14 protein-coding genes are annotated in these 16,313 nt (G+C 68.7%); 6 read left to right on the forward strand and 8 right to left on the reverse strand.

Annotated elements, in window-relative coordinates; all coding sequences use genetic code 11:
- The first annotated feature begins 23 nt into the window (after positions 1 to 23).
- Together ST3T6A_RS0115885 and ST3T6A_RS0115890 are read left to right on the forward strand one after the other, a co-directional pair.
- Positions 24 to 452 carry a DUF2141 domain-containing protein gene (locus tag ST3T6A_RS0115885; RefSeq protein ID WP_019833939.1) on the forward strand — a complete coding sequence of 143 codons (429 nt, stop codon included), beginning with the start codon at positions 24 to 26 and terminating at the stop codon, positions 450 to 452.
- A 10-nt stretch (positions 453 to 462) separates the two neighbouring features.
- Entirely contained in the window at positions 463 to 3,054 is a 2,592-nt protein-coding gene (locus tag ST3T6A_RS0115890; RefSeq protein ID WP_019833940.1) for an MMPL family transporter, read from the forward strand.
- A gap of 15 nt (positions 3,055 to 3,069) precedes the next feature.
- On the opposite strand, the gene ST3T6A_RS0115895 is transcribed toward ST3T6A_RS0115890, so the two are convergent.
- Positions 3,070 to 3,642, reverse strand: coding sequence for an ABC transporter substrate-binding protein (locus tag ST3T6A_RS0115895; RefSeq protein ID WP_235785831.1), 573 nt, complete (start codon positions 3,640 to 3,642; stop codon positions 3,070 to 3,072).
- Between the two features lie 150 nt (positions 3,643 to 3,792).
- Here ST3T6A_RS0115895 and ispH point away from each other — a divergent pair, with 150 nt between their 5' ends.
- Both ispH and hpnH read left to right on the forward strand, forming a co-directional pair.
- Complete coding sequence (gene ispH, locus ST3T6A_RS0115900; RefSeq protein WP_019833942.1) at positions 3,793 to 4,743, forward strand: 4-hydroxy-3-methylbut-2-enyl diphosphate reductase; 951 nt, start codon at positions 3,793 to 3,795, stop codon at positions 4,741 to 4,743.
- Positions 4,744 to 4,752: 9 nt separating this feature from the next.
- A complete protein-coding gene (hpnH, locus tag ST3T6A_RS0115905; RefSeq protein WP_019833943.1) occupies positions 4,753 to 5,898 on the forward strand; it encodes an adenosyl-hopene transferase HpnH in 1,146 nt (381 codons plus the stop codon).
- Here hpnH and ST3T6A_RS0115910 read toward each other — a convergent pair.
- The 7 genes from ST3T6A_RS0115910 to hpnA are packed head-to-tail and all read right to left on the reverse strand — an operon-like array spanning position 5,839 to position 13,583.
- The gene (locus ST3T6A_RS0115910) at positions 5,839 to 6,579 is read right to left on the reverse strand and encodes a phosphorylase family protein (RefSeq protein ID WP_019833944.1); all 741 of its coding nucleotides are present in this window, start codon (positions 6,577 to 6,579) and stop codon (positions 5,839 to 5,841) included. The two genes, hpnH and ST3T6A_RS0115910, sit on opposite strands and share 60 nt — an antisense overlap.
- Positions 6,579 to 8,537 carry a squalene--hopene cyclase gene (shc, locus tag ST3T6A_RS0115915; RefSeq protein WP_019833945.1) on the reverse strand — a complete coding sequence of 653 codons (1,959 nt, stop codon included), beginning with the start codon at positions 8,535 to 8,537 and terminating at the stop codon, positions 6,579 to 6,581. Before shc ends, ST3T6A_RS0115910 begins: the two co-directional genes overlap by 1 nt.
- The gene (gene hpnE, locus ST3T6A_RS21880) at positions 8,527 to 9,789 is read right to left on the reverse strand and encodes a hydroxysqualene dehydroxylase HpnE (protein ID WP_019833946.1); all 1,263 of its coding nucleotides are present in this window, start codon (positions 9,787 to 9,789) and stop codon (positions 8,527 to 8,529) included. Before hpnE ends, shc begins: the two co-directional genes overlap by 11 nt.
- Positions 9,786 to 10,613 (reverse strand): presqualene diphosphate synthase HpnD, encoded by an 828-nt coding sequence (gene hpnD, locus ST3T6A_RS0115925; protein ID WP_019833947.1) that lies wholly within the window; start codon positions 10,611 to 10,613, stop codon positions 9,786 to 9,788. Before hpnD ends, hpnE begins: the two co-directional genes overlap by 4 nt.
- Positions 10,613 to 11,455 (reverse strand): squalene synthase HpnC, encoded by an 843-nt coding sequence (hpnC, locus tag ST3T6A_RS0115930; RefSeq protein WP_019833948.1) that lies wholly within the window; start codon positions 11,453 to 11,455, stop codon positions 10,613 to 10,615. The genes hpnD and hpnC overlap by 1 nt, the downstream gene beginning before the upstream one ends.
- Positions 11,452 to 12,588, reverse strand: a complete 1,137-nt coding sequence (locus ST3T6A_RS0115935; RefSeq protein ID WP_019833949.1) for a glycosyltransferase — start codon at positions 12,586 to 12,588, stop codon at positions 11,452 to 11,454. Before ST3T6A_RS0115935 ends, hpnC begins: the two co-directional genes overlap by 4 nt.
- Positions 12,585 to 13,583 (reverse strand): hopanoid-associated sugar epimerase, encoded by a 999-nt coding sequence (hpnA, locus tag ST3T6A_RS0115940; protein ID WP_026359782.1) that lies wholly within the window; start codon positions 13,581 to 13,583, stop codon positions 12,585 to 12,587. The genes ST3T6A_RS0115935 and hpnA overlap by 4 nt, the downstream gene beginning before the upstream one ends.
- Positions 13,584 to 13,662: 79 nt before the next feature.
- Here hpnA and hpnI point away from each other — a divergent pair, with 79 nt between their 5' ends.
- On the forward strand, positions 13,663 to 14,799 hold the full coding sequence (hpnI, locus tag ST3T6A_RS0115945; protein WP_019833951.1) for a bacteriohopanetetrol glucosamine biosynthesis glycosyltransferase HpnI: 1,137 nt from the start codon (positions 13,663 to 13,665) through the stop codon (positions 14,797 to 14,799).
- Positions 14,796 to 16,244 (forward strand): hopanoid biosynthesis associated radical SAM protein HpnJ, encoded by a 1,449-nt coding sequence (gene hpnJ / locus ST3T6A_RS0115950; RefSeq protein ID WP_019833952.1) that lies wholly within the window; start codon positions 14,796 to 14,798, stop codon positions 16,242 to 16,244. The genes hpnI and hpnJ overlap by 4 nt, the downstream gene beginning before the upstream one ends.
- Positions 16,245 to 16,313 lie beyond the last annotated feature (69 nt).

The raw sequence follows: 16,313 nt of genomic DNA on the forward strand, positions 1-16,313 counted from the left end.
AGATTCTGTGGTGGGGGAAGGCCATGTCGACGCCCCTTGCGCTGTTTCCGCTGCTGGCCCTGCTGGCCGTGCCTGCCCCGTCGCAGGCCGCCGCCATCGACGTGGCCGTCACCAACGTCACCTCCACGCGAGGGCGCATCCATGTCGACATCTGCCCGCAGGAGAAGTTCCTGAAGGAGGATTGCCCCTATTCGGCCGAGGCGCCCGCGACGATCGGCACCACCGTCGTCACCGTGCCCGACGTGCCGCCCGGCCGCTATGCCGCGCAGGTCTTCCATGACCGCAACGGCAACGGGAAGGTGGACCGCGCGCTGTTCGGCATCCCGACCGAGCCGCTCGGCTTCTCGCGCGACGCGCCCGTCCATATGAGCCCGCCCAAATTCGCCGATGCCGCCTTCGATCATGGCAGCGAGCGGCAGCGCATCACGCTTGCGCTGCGCAGCTTCCTCTGAGGGCGCCGGCATGATCCGTTCCCTCGATCGCCTCATCGCGCTTGCCTGCCGCCGCCCGTGGTGGGTGGTGGCGACGGCCGTGCTGCTGACGCTGGGCGCCGTCCTCTTCACCGCCGACCGCTTCGCGATGACGACCGACACTTCGGCGCTGATCGCCGACACCGTCGGCTGGCGCGTGAACGAGAAGAAGATGGACGCCGCCTTCCCACAGAACGGCGATTCCGTGCTGGTGGTGATCGACGGCCGGACGCCCGAGCTGGCCGAGCGCGCCGCCGCCGGCCTCGCCGCGAAGATGGCCGCCGACCCCGCCCATTTCCGCCGCGTCACCCGCCCGGACGGCGGCGATTTCTTCGCGCGCGAGGGCCTGCTGTTCGGCAGCGAGGCGGATGTCGCCGCCGCGACCAAGCAGATGATCGACGCCCAGCCCTTCCTCGGGCCGCTCGCCGCTGATCCCTCGCTGCGTGGCGTGGCGGGTGCGCTCGATACGATGCTGCAAGGCGTCGCGCGCGGCGATGCGACGCTCGCCCAGATCGACCGGCCGATGGCGGCGCTGGCCGACGCGCTCGACACGCAGGCGAAGGGCAAGCCGGCCTTCTTCTCGTGGCAGGCGCTGTTTGGCAGCGACAAGGGTTCGCTCGCCGCACCGAAACGTCGCCTCGTGTTGGCGACGCCGGTGCTCGATTATGGTTCGCTGATGCCGGGCGAGCCGGCCACCAACGCGGTGCGCGCGGCGGCGGCCGGGCTCGGCCTCGACCCCGCGCATGGCGTGACGATCCGCCTCACCGGCTCGGTGCCGCTCGCCGACGAGGAGTTCGCCAGCCTCGCCGACCATGCGTGGCTGGTTGGCGCGGTGATGGTCGCGGCGATGCTGCTGACGCTCCGGCTGGCGGTGCGCTCGTGGAAGATCGTCGGCACGATCCTCGTCACCACGATCGCGGGCCTCGTCGTCACCACCGCCATCGGCCTCGCCGCCGTGGGGCAGCTCAACCTGATCTCGGTGGCCTTCATCCCGCTCTTCGTCGGGCTCGGCGTCGATTTCGGCATTCAGCTCGGCGTGCGCTTCCAGGCCGAGCGGCTGGAGCATGAGGACCATGCCGCCGCGATGTGCGCCGCCGCCCGCGCGCTCGGCGCGCCGCTGCTGCTGGCGGCGGGCGCGGTGTGCCTCGGCTTCATGGCCTTCCTGCCGACCGCCTATGTCGGCATCGCGGAGCTGGGCGTGATCGCCGGCCTCGGCATGGTCGTGGCGCTGGCGCTGTCGGTGACGTTACTCCCCGCGCTGCTGATGCTGCTCAAGCCGGGGCATCCGCAGGCAGAGCTGGGCAACCCCAGCCTCGCGCCGGTCGACGCCTTCCTGATGCGCCGCCGCAGGCGCGTGCTGGGTGTGTTCGGCGTGTCGATGGTGGCGAGCATCGCCAGCCTCGCCTTCGTCCATTTCGACTTCAACCCGCTTCACCTGCGCAATCCCAACGGCGAGGCGATGGCGACTCTCTCCGATCTGGTCCACGATCCCGATCGCGACCCCAACACGATCGACATCCTCGCCACCGACCTGACGCACGCGCAGGCGCTGTCGGACACGCTCTCCAAGCTCCCCGAGGTCGGCCACGCCGTCACCGCGGCGAGCTTCGTGCCCGAGGATCAGGAACCCAAGCTCGCCCTGATCGGCAATGCCTCGGCGCTGCTGGACTTCACGCTCAACCCCTTCGCGCCCGCCGCACCGCCCGGCGATGCCGAGACGGTCGCGGCGCTGCGCCACACCGCCGATGGCCTGCGGACCGCCGCCACCGGCCAGACCCGCGCGGACGCCGACGCCCGCCACCTCGCCGATGCCTTCCAGCGCCTCGCCAGCGCCCCGGAGACAACCCGCACCGCGGCGACCGCGATGCTGGTGCCGCCGCTGAACACGATGCTCGACCAGATGCGCTCGGCGCTCGCCGCCCAGCCGGTGACGGTCGACACCCTCCCGCCCGAGATCAGGCAGGACTGGATCGCGAAGGATGGGCAGGCCCGCGTCCAGCTCGTCGCCGCGGGCACCGATCGCAGTGGACCGGCGCTCGCCGCCTTCGTCCGCGCCGTCCGCCATGTCGCGCCTTCGGCGACCGGCACGGCCGTCTCGACGCAGGCCGCCGCGCACACCGTCGCCATGGCCTTTGTCGAGGCGGGGCTGCTGGCGCTGCTCGCGGTGAGCCTGCTGCTCTATGCGGTGCTGCGCGATATACGCGAGGTGGCGTTCACGCTGGCGCCGGTGGTGCTGTCAGGCTTCCTGACGCTCGGGACGTGCGTGCTGATCGGCCAGCCGATCAACTTCGCCAACATCATCGCCTTCCCGCTGCTGTTCGGGGTGGGCGTCGCCTTCCACATCTATTTCGTGATGGCGTGGCGGAGCGGGGCGAGCGATCTCATCCAGTCGCCGCTCGCCCGCGCCGTGTTCTTCTCGGCGCTGGCGACAGGGAGCGCGTTCGGATCGCTCTGGCTGTCGCGCCATCCGGGCACCGCCAGCATGGGCAAGATCCTGATGATCTCGCTCGCCTGGACGCTGGTCTGCGCGCTGATCTTCGAGCCGGCGCTGCTGGGGGACAACAAGCGCGAACGCCGCGCCTGACGTCCCCCCGGAAGCTTATTTCACCGCGTCGAGCTGGCCGAGCCGCTTCGCCATCGCGGAGAGGCCGCCCTTCTGGATGGTCGACGCCAGATCGGCCCGCTGGAGCGCGAGGTTGGAGACGCCGCTCGAGATCACGTCGACGATCTTCCACTGGCCGGCCGACTGGCGCATCCGGTAGAAGAGCGTGTCGGTGCCGATCGTCACCTTCACCACCCGATCCGGCCCGCGCTCGATCACCTTGGGGTCGACCAAGAATTTCTCGCCCGAATAGCTGGTGAAGTTGCGCGCCAGCGACACCGCCGAATGCCGGGTCAGCGCCTGAATCGCCGCCGCCTTGTCCGCCGCCGACGCGCTCGCCCAAGCCGGCCCCGCCACCAGCGCCGCAATTCCGGGCATGTCGTAATAGGCCTTCACGATCGTCTCGAAGCGATCGGCGCGGCCGGCAAGCGGCAGCTTCGCTTTCATGACGGAGATCACGGCATCGTTATAAGCCCCGATCCGTCCCGCCGAATCGCCGGGCTCCGCCTGCGCCACAGCCGGGATCGCCATCAGCGCCAGCGCGGCGGCCATGCGTGTCTTGTATGTCACGGTCGTCATCCTTTGGTCAGCGCAGCTTCATCGCGGATGGCGTCATAACCGGCTCTGAACAAGGGTCGAGCCGAAAGGTTGCATGCTGTGACCTTTCGCCGATGCGGCGAAGCGACTATGTGTGCGCGCCATACCCGCCTGGAGATATTGATGGTAAAGGTGCTTCTCGCCCAACCCCGTGGCTTTTGCGCAGGCGTCATCCGCGCGATCGACATCGTGGATCAGGCGCTGGATCGGGTGGGGGCGCCCGTTTATGTCCGTCATGAAATCGTTCACAACCGTCATGTGGTCGACACATTGAAGGCCAAGGGCGCCGTGTTCGTCGAGGAGCTGAACGAGGTGCCGACCGGCGCCGTCACCATCTTCTCCGCGCATGGCGTGAGCCGCACCGTGCAGGCGGACGCCGAAGCGCGCGGGCTGCCCGTGATCGACGCGACCTGCCCGCTGGTGAGCAAGGTGCATATCCAGGGCCGGCGCTATGTTCAGGCGGGGCGCACGCTGGTCCTGATCGGCCATGCCGGCCATCCGGAAGTGGAGGGCACGCTCGGCCAGATCGACGGCGAGGTCCATCTCGTCGGCACGCCCGAGGAGGTCGAGAGCCTGCCGCTCGCGCTCGACGCGCCGATCGCCTACATCACGCAGACCACGCTCTCGGTCGACGACACCCGCGCGATCATCGGGGCGCTGACCGCCCGCTTCTCCGACGTCACCGGCCCGGACACGGCCGACATCTGCTACGCCACGCAGAACCGCCAGTCGGCGGTGCGCGAGCTGTGCGAACATGCGGACATGCTGCTCGTCGTCGGCAGCCCGAACAGCTCCAACTCCAACCGCCTGCGCGAAATCGGCGAGGAGATGGGCAAGCCCAGCTTCCTCGTCGCCGACGGGTCGCAGCTCGATCCGCGCTGGCTGGAGGGCGTCGAGACGATCGGCCTCACCGCCGGCGCCTCGGCCCCGGAAGAGCTGGTGCAGAGCGTCATCGCCGCGATCCGCGCGGTCACCTCCGTCACCGTCGAGACCCTCGACGGCCTCGAAGAGAATGTGCAGTTCCGCCTGCCGCCGGCGCTCGATCGCCTGCCCCAGCGCGCTCGCGTAGCCTAAGGACTTAATATGGGCCTCCCCCTCGCCGTCACCGCGCGCATCGGCGCCTACACCGTCAAGCAGCACATCAAGGGCGGCAAATATCCGCTCGTGCTGATGCTGGAGCCGCTGCTGCGCTGCAATCTCGCCTGCCCCGGCTGCGGCAAGATCGACTATCCGGACGCGATCCTGAACCAGCGCCTGAGCTTCCAGCAGTGCATGGACGCGATCGACGAATGCGGCGCCCCCGCCGTCTCGATCGCGGGCGGCGAGCCGCTGCTCCACCGCGAGATGCCCAAGATCGTCGAGGGCTATCTGGCGAAGAAGAAGCTCGTCATCCTGTGCACCAACGCGCTGCTGCTCAAGAAGAAGATCGACGACTACAAGCCGCACAAGTTCTTCACCTGGTCGATCCATCTCGATGGCGACAAGGCGATGCACGACCATGCGGTCGATCAGGCGGGCACCTATGAGGTCGCGGTCGAGGCGATCGAGATGGCCAAGTCCAAGGGCTTCCGCGTGCAGGTCAACTGCACGGTGTTCGACGGCGCCGATCCGGCCCGCCTCGCCGCCTTCTTCGACGAGATGAAGCGCCTCGACGTCGAGATCACGCTCTCGCCGGGCTACGCCTATGAGCGCGCCTCGGATCAGGAGCATTTCCTCACCCGCGAGCGCACCAAGAAGTTCTTCCGCGACGTCTTCTCGCGCGGCAACGGGGCGAAGAACTGGGCGTTCACCAACTCGCCGCTGTTCCTCGACTTCCTCGCCGGCAACCAGAGCTACCAGTGCACGCCCTGGTCGATGCCGCTGCGCACCGTCTTCGGCTGGCAGAAGCCGTGCTACCTCGTCGGCGAAGGCTATGTGAAGACCTTCTCCGAGCTGATGGAAGGCACCGAATGGGAGAAGTTCGGCGTCGGCAAGTACGAGAAGTGCTCGAACTGCATGGTCCATTGCGGCTTCGAAGGCACGGCTGCGACCGACGCGATCCGTCACCCGCTCAAGATGTTCAACGCCGGCCGCAAGGGCATCCGCACCACCGGCCCGATGGCGCAGGATATCGACCTCAGCACGGCGCGCCCGGCCGAGGACGTCTATTCAAGCCATGTCGAGCGCGAGCTAGCGCTGATCGCCAAGAACAAACCCGGCGCGTCCAAGCATGTTGTAACCGCGGACTAATTTCCGCATCGCGCGGTCGGCGTCCATCGCGACGCCGATCAGCGCGGGGAGCTGCCACGGCCGCGTCAGGATCGCGAGCAGCACCGCCCCGATCCGAACCCCGCCGTCCGGCCCCATCGCCACCTGCGCCGCTCTCGGCAGCGTACGGTCGGCGGCGTCCGAGATCACACGGGCGACCACGAAGGGCAGATTGTGCCGCTCGGCCACACGGGCTGCGATGTGGCTCTCCATGTCGCAGGCGCAGGCGCGCGTGGAGAAGTGCAGATCCTCCTTCTGCCGCGCCGTCACCACCATGTCGCCGTCCGCATGGATGCGCCCGACGATCGCGCCCGGCAGCACCGCCGCGACACGATTGATCCACGCCCTGGACGCCTCGGTCTTGCGCGAAGGGGCCTGTCCGAGCGGCTTGTGCTCGCGCTTGGTGGCGCCGGCGCCGACGCTCCATTCGCGCCGCTCCATGCCGGACGGCGAAATGGTGCCGACCACCCAGTCACCCACTTCCATTCGGGGTGCCAGCGCGCCGGCCAGACCCATCGACAGGATCGCCGTGGCCCCTGCCGCGACGCCCGCCTCCAGCTCGGCCTCCAGCCGCACCGGATCGGTGCCGCCTGCGACGACCTGAACCCCCTCGCGCTTCAAGGCCTTGGCCTCGCGCTTCATGCCTGTCGCGATCAGGATCATCACATGCCGTAGGATACGCGCCGCGTGTTGCCGCGCTTGAGGTTGCGATAGCGGGCGAGCGCCCACAGCGGGAAATATTTCGGATAGCCGTGGTAGCGGAGATAGAAGACGCGCGGGAAACCGCCGCCCGTATAATGCTCCTGCCCCCACAGCCCGTCGTCGGCCTGGTGGCGCTCCAGCCACGCCACGCCGCGCCCGACCGCCGGATGGTCGACCTCGCCCGCCGCCATGAGCCCGAGCAGCGCCCAGGCCGTCTGCGAGGCGTTGGAGGGCGCCGGCTCATGGCCCTTCCGCGCGAGATCATAGCTGTCGCAGCTCTCGCCCCAGCCGCCGTCGCTGTTCTGGATCTGCACCAGCCAGCGCACGGCGCGGCGGATCATCTGGTTGGCCGGATCGATCCCGGCCGCGTTCAGCGCGCACAGCACCGACCACGTCCCGTAGATATAATTGACGCCCCAGCGGCCCCACCAGCTCCCCTCGGCATGCTGATCACGCTTCAGCCAGTCGAGCGCCGCCACCATGCGCGGGCTGTCGAGCGGCTCGCCGACCTGCGCCAGCATCGACACGACGCGCGCGGTCACGTCGGCGGTCGGCGGATCGAGCAGCGCGCCATGATCGGCAAACGGGATGTCGTTCAGGTAGAAATGCATGTTGTCGGCGTCGAAGGCCGCGTAGCCGCCGTCCTTGCTCTGGAGGCCGACATTCCACTCGACACCGCGCTCGATCGCCTCGTCATAGCGGTCGCCGAGCGTCGGCCGCGCGCGGTCCATCGCCATCACCACTACGGCGGTGTCGTCGAGGTCCGGGTAATGATCGTTGCCGTACTGGAAGGCCCAGCCGCCGGGGCGGACATCGGGGCGCGTCTCCTGCCAGTCGCCCTTCACATCGAGGATCTGGCGGGGCTTGAGCCAGTCGAGCCCGCGCACCGCCGACGCCTCGGCCGCCTCACCGCCCGCCTCCAGCATCGCGTGCGCCGCGAGTGCGGTGTCCCACACCGGCGAGACGCACGGCTGGCAATAGACCTCGCCATCCTCGCGGCGGACGAGCAGCTTCTCGACCGACTCCCGCGCGATCGCCCGGTGGGGATGATCGGGCGCGTAGCCGAGCGCATCGAACATCATCACGCTGTTCGCCATCGCCGGGTAGATGGCGCCGAGCCCGTCCTCGCCGTTCAGCCGCTCGACCACAAAATCCACGCAGGCCTGGATTGCCTTCTGGCGGAGCTTCTTCGGCCAGAAGCGACGGCCGCGCTTCAGCACGATGTCGAGCGCGCCGAAGCCCGTCTCCCACACCCACTTGCCCGGCAGCGCGCGCTTCAGGATGTGGCGACCGGGTGCGTAAAGCTCGTCCACCTTCACGCCGCGCGGGTTCTTCGCGACCGGACGCTTCGCCGCCAGCACGAGCAGCGGCACGATCACGGTGCGCGCCCAATAGGACATGCGATAGAGGTTGATCGGGAAATTCTTGGGCGCGAGGATCAGCTCGACCGGCATCTCCGGGATCACGCTCCACTTGCCCGCCCCGAACAGCGCGAGCTGGATGCGCGTGAAGACGTTGGAAGCCCCCGCCCCGCCCCGCTTCAGGATCTCGGCCCGAGCGCGCGCCATGTGCGGCGCGTCGATGTCGTCGCCGATCATCTTGAGCGCGTAGTATGCCTTCACCGTCGCCGAGATGTCGAACGCGCCGTCCTGATAGAGCGGCCAGCCGCCATGCGATCCCTGGATGCGGCGCAGATAGCGGCCGATCGCGGCCTCCAGCTCCAGATCGTCGGGCTCGCCGAGATAATGGCGCAGCAGGATATATTCGGACGGGATGGTGGCGTCGGCCTCCAGCTCGAACACCCAGTGGCCGTCCTCGCGCTGGGCCTTGGTCAGGGCCTCGGCGGCACGGCCGATCGCCGCCTCGACGCTGTCGAGCGGATCGGTAGGCAGTCCTTCGGCAAGGTCGTCAGCACGCAACAGTTCCGGTCTCCATCCTGTGGGCAAGCGCGGCCGCCGTCCATCCGGACCGGAGCGCGCCTTCGATGGTTGCCGGTAGCCCGGTTTTCGTCCAGTCGCCAGCCAGGAACAGGTTGTCCCATTTCGTTTGGGCGCAGGGACGGCGGCGATCCTGCTTGGGCGTGGCCGCGAACGTGGCGCGTTTCTCGACGACCAGCTGCCAGCGGGGGAGGCTTGCGGAGAGGTCGTGGACCTTTGCGACATCCGCCCAGAGCCGGGCCGCCAGCGCCTCGCGATCCTCGTCGAGGAGGTGGTCGCCCGCGCTGGTGGTGGTCGAGAGCCGGTCGGGGAAAGCAAACACCCACTCCGCCGTCCCCCCGATCACGCCGGTGATGGGCGCGGCGCCCTGCGGTGCGGGATGGAGGAAGTGGGCGTTGACGATGGCATTATGCTGATCGGGGACCGTAAGGCCGGCGATCAGATCGGCCGCGACCCATGCCGGCACCGCGAGGATCACCGGCTCCCCGGGCGCGACATCCTCACGGCCATCGGCGAAGTCGAGCGCGGCGACGCGCCGCTCGTCCCACCCCACCGCGCGCAGCCGGCGGCCGAGCCGGATCGTGGCGCCCCGCGCCTCCAGCCACGCCAGCGCGGGCTCGACGAAGGCAGCGGCCAGCGTCGGCTCGGCGACGAGGGGCAAGCAGGCCGCACCACCCTTCGCCAGCGTCTCGCGCACCACCGCGCCGACCAGCGCGGCCGATCCTTCCGCCGCCGGCGTGTTCAGCGCCGAGACAAGGAAGTTCACGAGGAAGCCTTCCCAGAGCGGGCCTTCCGTCGGCAGCACATCGCGGATACGCTGATCGGGCCGCGCCTTGAGCAGCTTGGCGAGCGCAAGATAGTCGCCCGGCTTCGTCCCCGGCACGCGGCGGTTTCCGGCGAGAATCCACCATGGCAGCGGCCCGCTATTGGGACGCAGCTCCCAGCGCCTGCCCGAGACCACGTCCATATAGGGAAAGCGCGCCTCGCCCGGCCCGGCGAGCCGGTCCCCCGCGCCGATCTTCGCCAGATAGTCGCGGACGGTGTGATTGCCCGAGAGGACGAGGTGGTTGCCGTTGTCGATCACCAGCCCAAGCTGCGGATCACGATAGGAGCGGCAGCGGCCGCCCGCTTGTCGCGCAGCGTCGCTCAACGTGACGGCGAACCCGGCCTCGGTCAGCGCGACGGCGGCGGACAGCCCCGCCAGCCCCGCGCCTACGACATGCGCCCGCCTCACCGCCCGAGCCGCAGCCGGATCAGGGTCCAGGCGAGCGCCAGCCGGTTGTGGCGGACGCGGGCACGCGGCGCGGTCCAGCCCGCCTTGAGCATCCGGCGGAGCAGCTCGGAGTAAGCCGCCTCCATCAGCCGCGGCGCGATCAGATGGCCGCGCGGGCGGAGACTAAGAATATGGTGCGCCTCGGCATAATGCAGCTTGGCCCGCTCCGCGACGATGCGCGCCGCACCGTCGATACGGGGATCATTGATGACGGCCACAATGTCGGCACCGATCGCGATACCCTGCGCCTCGACCGCCTCGCGCGGGAGATAGGCGCGGCCGATGCCCGCATCCTCGTCGATGTCGCGCAGGATGTTGGTGAGTTGGAGCGCGCGGCCGAGATGGTGCGACAGGTCTATGCCCGGCGTCTCGTCCATGCCGAAGATGCGCACCGAGAGCCGCCCGACGGCCGACGCCACCCGGTCGCAATAGAGATCGAGCTCGTCCATCGCCGGGAAGCGGATGTCGCGCGCGAGGTCCATCGCCATGCCGTCGATCACCGCCTCGAAATCGGCGCGCTTGAGGCCGAAGGCGCGGACATGCGGCACCAGCATCGCCGCCACGCCCGGATCGCCGCCCGCATAGAGGCTGTCGAGATCGGTCCGCCAGCGGTCCAGCGCCACCGCGCGGCTGGCCGGATCGCCCTGCTGATCGTCGGCGATGTCGTCGACGATGCGGCAGAAATCATAGACCGCATACATCGCCTCACGCTCCGCCTTGGGGAGCACCTTCATGCCGGCGTAGAAGGAGGAGCCGGCGGCGGCGGGCTGTGTCTGCGTGGCCATCAGAACGCCACCAGCCGTCCTAGCGCCGCACCCGACGCGAGGAACAGCGCCTCCGCCTTGCCATGATGGACGCGCTCGCTGAGCGGATCGCGGCGGCGCAGGCGCGCGGAGAGGCTGACGGCGAGGCGCTGGATCACCGCCACCTCGACCCCGAGCCGCCGATCGCGGATCGAGCGCGCGAAGGGGGCCGACTCCGCCAGCAGATGCTGGCAACGTTCGGCCAACGCCGAGAGGAGCTGCTGGAGCGCCGGGGAAGCCCGATCCGCGCCCAGTTCCTCGACCTTCACGCCAGCCGCCTTCATCAGATCCTGGGGCAGATAGACCCGGTCGATGGTACGGAAATCCTTCCCGCAATCCTGGAGGTGGTTGATGATCTGCAACGCCGCGCAGAGCGCATCGTTCTGGGCCCAGGTCGCGCGGCTCTCGCCATGCACGTCGAGCACGAAGCGGCCGACCGGCATCGCCGAATAGCGGCAATAGTCCATCAGATCGTCCCAGCTCTCATAGCGCAGCTTGGTGACGTCGCGGCGGAAGGCTTCCAGCAGGTCGAGCGCGTGGACGGAATCGAGCCCGCGCTCGGCCATCACCTCGCGCAACGCCACCGCGCTCGGCTCGGCGTCGGATTCGCCGGTGATGCCGGCGCGCATCGCCTCCAGCCGGGCGAGCTTCTCGGCCGGCGTCGCGGTCTCATGATCGGCAATGTCGTCGGCCAGCCGCGCGAATCGGTAGTACGCCATCACCGGCGCGCGATATTGCGGAGCGATCAGCACCGAGGCGACGGGGAAATTCTCGTCGGTGTGGCCCTTGCCCGAGGCGAGGTCGGCGGCGGTCGAAGCGGTCATTGCTGCATCCGGGCCTGCGCCCGTCCCTTCCACATGCCGCCGCGTCCCTGCCAGTGACGCCAGGCGGAGAACCAGGTCGCGCCGGCGTAGAACATGCCGATCAGGGGCAGCGCAAGCCCCCACAAGGGCGACCGGCGATAGAAGCGCAGCATCGGCTGGAAACAAACGGCCATGGCGAGCCACGCCGCAGCACCTGCGAGTTGCGCCCCGCCATGCCCGAACAGCGCCAGCAGCGGCGGCGCGATATAGACCAGCCCCATGCCGATCAGCGTGCCGATCAACAGCCACGGCGAGTAACCGAGCTGCGCATAGGCCGAACGCGCGATCATCATGCCGACCTCGCGCCATCCGCCATAAGGCCGGATGCTCGCCGAGCGCCGCGTGAGCGAGAGGCGGATCGGCCCCTGCCGCTTCATGGTCGCGCCCATCGCGCAATCATCGATGATCGCATCGGCGATCATCGCGACGCCGCCAGCGTCCGTCAAAGCCTGACGCCTCACCAACATGCAGCCACCCGCCGCCGCCGCCATCTTCGCAGCCGGGCGGTTCACGCGGGCGAAGGGGTAGAGCATCTGGAAGAAGAAGACGAAGGCCGGGATCAACGCCTTCTCGGCGAAGGTGGAGCAGAGCAGCTCCGCCATCAGCGAGTTGAGCACGAGGCCCTCCGCCTCGCTCCGCGCGACCAGCGAGCGGAGCGTGTCGGGCCGGTGCGCGATGTCGGCGTCAGTGAGCCAGAGATAGTCGGGCGCGGTGCCTGCCTGCTCGATGCCATTGCGCATCGCCCAGAGCTTGCCCGTCCAGCCGGCGGGCGGGGGCGAGCCCGCGATCACGGTCAGCCGATCGGAGCCCAGCCTCGCCGCCGCCCCGCGGGCGATCTGGGCAGTGCCGTCGCTGCTGCCGTCGTCGACCAGCACGATGCGGAACGCGCCCGGATAGTCCTGCGCGATCAGCGAGCCGATCGCCTGCCCGATCACCGCCGCCTCGTCGCGCGCGGGGACGACCGCGGTGACGCTCGGCCAGTGGGCGGGGGCCGGCGCCATGCCCGCATCGGTGTCGCGCGCCAGCCAGAAGCCGTCGCGGAAGACGAGCATCCCCAGCCAGACAAGCAGCGACAGAAGGCCGATCAGCATCATCCGATCATGCCTTCCTGCCGGAACCAGCCGATCGCATCCGCCACTGCCGCCTGCCACGGCCGGGCGGTATAGCCGAGTTCGGCCTTCGCCCGCTCCGAGCTGAAGAACATGCGGTATTTCGCCATGCGCAGCGCATCGCGGGTGAGCATCGGCTCGCGTCCCGTCACCCGCCCCCACGCCTCGGACACCACCGCCAGCGGCATCAGCGGCAGGCGCGGCAGGCGGATGGTCGGCGGCTTGCGTCCGACGAGGCGCGCGACCTCGGCCAGCATCTCCTGCAACGACACATCCTCCCCGCCGAGGATGTAGCGACGACCCGGCACGCCTTTCTCCAACGCCAGCAGATGCCCCCGCGCCACATCGTCGACATGGACGAGGTTGAGCCCCGTATCGACGAAGGCCGGGATCTTGCCGGTCGCCGCCTCGACGAGGATGCGCCCCGTGGGCGTCGGCTTCACGTCGCGCGGGCCGATCGGGGTCGAGGGATTGACGATGACGGCGGGCAGGCCCTGCTCGGCCACCATCTGCTCGACCAGCCGCTCGGCGACCACCTTGGACCGCTTGTAGGCGCCGATCGCGGTCTGCTCGGTGAGCGGCCGGTCCTCGCCCGCAGCGCCGCCGTCCAGAGGCGCGATGGTGGCGACGCTGCTCGTGTAGACGATGCGCTTCACGCCCGCCGCCAGCGCTGCTTCCATCACGGCGCGCGTGCCTTCGCGATTGTGGCGGACGATTTCTTCAGGGTCGGGCGCCCAGAGGCGATAGTCGGCCGCGACATGGGCGAGCGCCGTGCAGCCCTCCAGCGCGCGCTCGATCGAGGCGCGGTCGAGCATGTCGCCGCGGACGATCTCGCCGGGGAAGTTCTGGAGGTTGGTCGCGGGGCTTGTCGCCCTTGCGAGGCCGCGCACGCGCCAGCCTTCGGCCGCCATCACGCGCGCCACCGCCGCGCCGACGAAGCCCGACACGCCGGTTACGAGGATCGTTTCACCATTTGCCATCGGGGCTGGCTTCTAGGCGGCGGCGGAGGCATTTGGAAAGCGAGAAGCGCCCATCATGACGCGCGTTTAAGGATTTGGTGTGCCCGGCTTCATCTCGATGGCCCTAGCGTTCGTCGCCATGATCGGGGTCGCCTACACGCTCGCCGCCACGGCCTTGGCCGGACGTTGGCGGCCGCATGGCCCCGCCGAGGCGCCAGCCGACGCGCCCTCGATCACGATGCTGAAGCCGCTCCACGGGCCGGAGCCGATGCTGGAGGAGAAGCTTCGGGGCTTCCTCGATCAGGACTATCCCGCGTCGATCGACATGGTGTGCGGGATCGCCGATCCCACCGATCCCGCCGCCGACGTCGTGCGGGGGATGCAGGCGAAGTTGACGAAGTTGACACTGGTGGCCGATGACCGCCGGGCCGGCTCCAACGGCAAAATATCCAACATCATCAATATGATGAGCACAGAAACCGCCCCCCTCCTGATCCTTTCGGACAGCGACATGGCGGTGTCCCGCGACTATGCCGCCCGCATCACCGCCGAGATGGCGAAACCGGGCGTCGGCGCAGTCACTCTCCTCTACGCCGGGCGCGGCGACGCCGGCGGCTGGTCGAAGTTCGCCGCCGCCGGAATCTCGTGGGGTTTCCTGCCGAGCGTGATGATCGGCCTCGCCACCGGCATGGCGCACCCCTGCATGGGCTCGACCATCGCGATCCGCCGCGAGACGCTCGACGCCATCGGCGGGTTCGCGCGCTTCAAGGATCTGCTCGCCGACGACCATGCGATCGGCGCAGCGGTGCGTGAGGCGGGACTCTCCGTCGTCGTACCCCCGATGATCGTGACTCACGGCTCCACCGAGACGAGTCTCGCCGAGCTCGTCGCCCATGAGCTGCGCTGGAACGCGACCGTCCGGATGCTCGACCCGGCCGGCTATGCGGGCAGCGTCGTCACCTACCCCACCGCCTTCGCGCTGCTGGCGGTGATCGCGGGGGCCGGCTGGTGGGTGCTCGTCGCAGCCCTTCTCTCCCGGCTCGCACTTGCGGCACGGATCGACTATGGGGTGGGCCGTCGCACCGCGCCGCTCTGGTGGCTGCCGGCCCGCGACCTGTTGTCATTCGGCCTCTATCTCGGGGCCTTTTTCACCCGCCGTGTTGATTGGCGCGGCAGCCGGCTTCATATGGCCGATGACGGCCGCATGACGGCCGAGACGGAGACTCGATACCCATGACGCTGCGCACTCTGTTCATGCAGGGCCCCTCGTTCGACGGCTATGACGGCGGCGCCGGTGCCCGCTACCAGATGAAGCGCGAGGTCAAATCCTTCTGGTATCCGACCTGGATCGCCCAGCCGGCCGCGATGATCGAGGGCTCGCGCCTGATCGACGCCCCCGCGCAGGACCAGAGCTGGGACGACATCAAGCATGAGGTGGACGACAAGGATCTCATCATCCTCCACACCTCGACGCCGAGCTTCAACCAGGACATGCGCACCGCCGAGCTGATCAAGGAGCGCAATCCCGAGGCGCTGGTCGGCATGGTCGGCGCCAAGGTGATGATCGAGGACCAGAAGAGCCTCGAGGCTTGCGAAGCGCTCGATTTCGTCTGCCGCGAGGAATATGACTTCACCTGCGTGGAGCTCGCCGAAGGCCGCCCGCTGGCGGAGATCGACGGCATCACCTGGCGCACGCCCGACGGCCAGATCGTGCGCAACAAGGACCGCGCGCAGATCGAGGACATGGACGTGCTGCCCATGGTCTCGCCGATCTACCGCCGCGACCTCGACTTGCTGAAGTACTATGGCGGCTATCAGCGCCACCCCTATGTCTCGTTCTACACGGGCCGCGGCTGCAAGAGCCGCTGCACCTTCTGCCTCTGGCCGCAGACGATCAGCGGGCACAATTATCGCCACCGCACCGTCGGCAAGGTGATCGAGGAGGTCCAGTACATCCTCAAGGAAATGCCCGAGATCAAGGAGATCTTCTTCGACGACGACACGCTGGCCGACGCGCATGAGTTCGTCGTCGAGCTGTCGGGCGAGCTGAAGAAGCTCGGTTTCGGCAAGCCGGGCTTCCCGGTCACGTGGGGCTGCAACGCCAAGGCGAACGTGCCGCAGCCGGTGCTCAAGGCGATGAAGGAAGGCGGCTGCCGTGTTCTGCTCGTCGGCTATGAGAGCGGCAACCAGAAGATCCTGCACAACATCAAGAAGGGCCTGCGCGTCGATGTCGCGCGCCAGTTCACCAAGGACGCGCACGCGCTCGGCCTGACGATCCACGGCACCTTCATCCTCGGCCTCCCCGGCGAAACGCTGGAGACGATCGAGGAGACGATCAAGTACGCGATCGAGATCAACCCGCACACCATTCAGGTGTCGCTGGCGGCGCCCTATCCGGGGACGTTCCTGTATAATCAGGCGGTCGAGAACAAGTGGTTCGACGGTAGCGACCATCTGTTGACCGACGGCGGCACGCAGATCGCGCAGCTCAGCTACCCGCACCTCTCGTCGGAGGTGATCTTCGACAAGGTGGAGGAGTTCTACAAGCGCTTCTACTTCCGCCCGCGCAAGATGGGCGCGATGGTCGGCGAGATGCTGCGCGACTGGGATATGATGAAGCGCCGCCTGCGCGAAGGCATGGAGTTCTTCTCCTTCCTCCACAATCGGAAGAAGGCTGCGTGACCTTCCATCCTCCCCGGGCTCCGCTCGGGGAGGGGGACCGGCCGCAGGCCGGTGGAGGGGTCTGCTTGG

The organism is Sphingomonas sp. PR090111-T3T-6A, assembly GCF_000383095.1.
Lineage (GTDB): Bacteria > Pseudomonadota > Alphaproteobacteria > Sphingomonadales > Sphingomonadaceae > Solisphingomonas.

Coding starts and splice junctions, on each gene's coding strand:
- ST3T6A_RS0115885 (WP_019833939.1), top strand. CDS start 24: ATGTCGACGCCCCTTGCGCTGTTTCCGCTGCTGGCCCTGCTGGCCGTG.
- hpnA (WP_026359782.1), bottom strand. CDS start 13,583: ATGGCAAATGGTGAAACGATCCTCGTAACCGGCGTGTCGGGCTTCGTC.
- hpnD (WP_019833947.1), bottom strand. CDS start 10,613: ATGGCCACGCAGACACAGCCCGCCGCCGCCGGCTCCTCCTTCTACGCC.
- ST3T6A_RS0115890 (WP_019833940.1), top strand. CDS start 463: ATGATCCGTTCCCTCGATCGCCTCATCGCGCTTGCCTGCCGCCGCCCG.
- ispH (WP_019833942.1), top strand. CDS start 3,793: ATGGTAAAGGTGCTTCTCGCCCAACCCCGTGGCTTTTGCGCAGGCGTC.
- hpnC (WP_019833948.1), bottom strand. CDS start 11,455: ATGACCGCTTCGACCGCCGCCGACCTCGCCTCGGGCAAGGGCCACACC.
- ST3T6A_RS0115910 (WP_019833944.1), bottom strand. CDS start 6,579: ATGATCCTGATCGCGACAGGCATGAAGCGCGAGGCCAAGGCCTTGAAG.
- hpnJ (WP_019833952.1), top strand. CDS start 14,796: ATGACGCTGCGCACTCTGTTCATGCAGGGCCCCTCGTTCGACGGCTAT.
- ST3T6A_RS0115935 (WP_019833949.1), bottom strand. CDS start 12,588: ATGATGCTGATCGGCCTTCTGTCGCTGCTTGTCTGGCTGGGGATGCTC.
- hpnH (WP_019833943.1), top strand. CDS start 4,753: ATGGGCCTCCCCCTCGCCGTCACCGCGCGCATCGGCGCCTACACCGTC.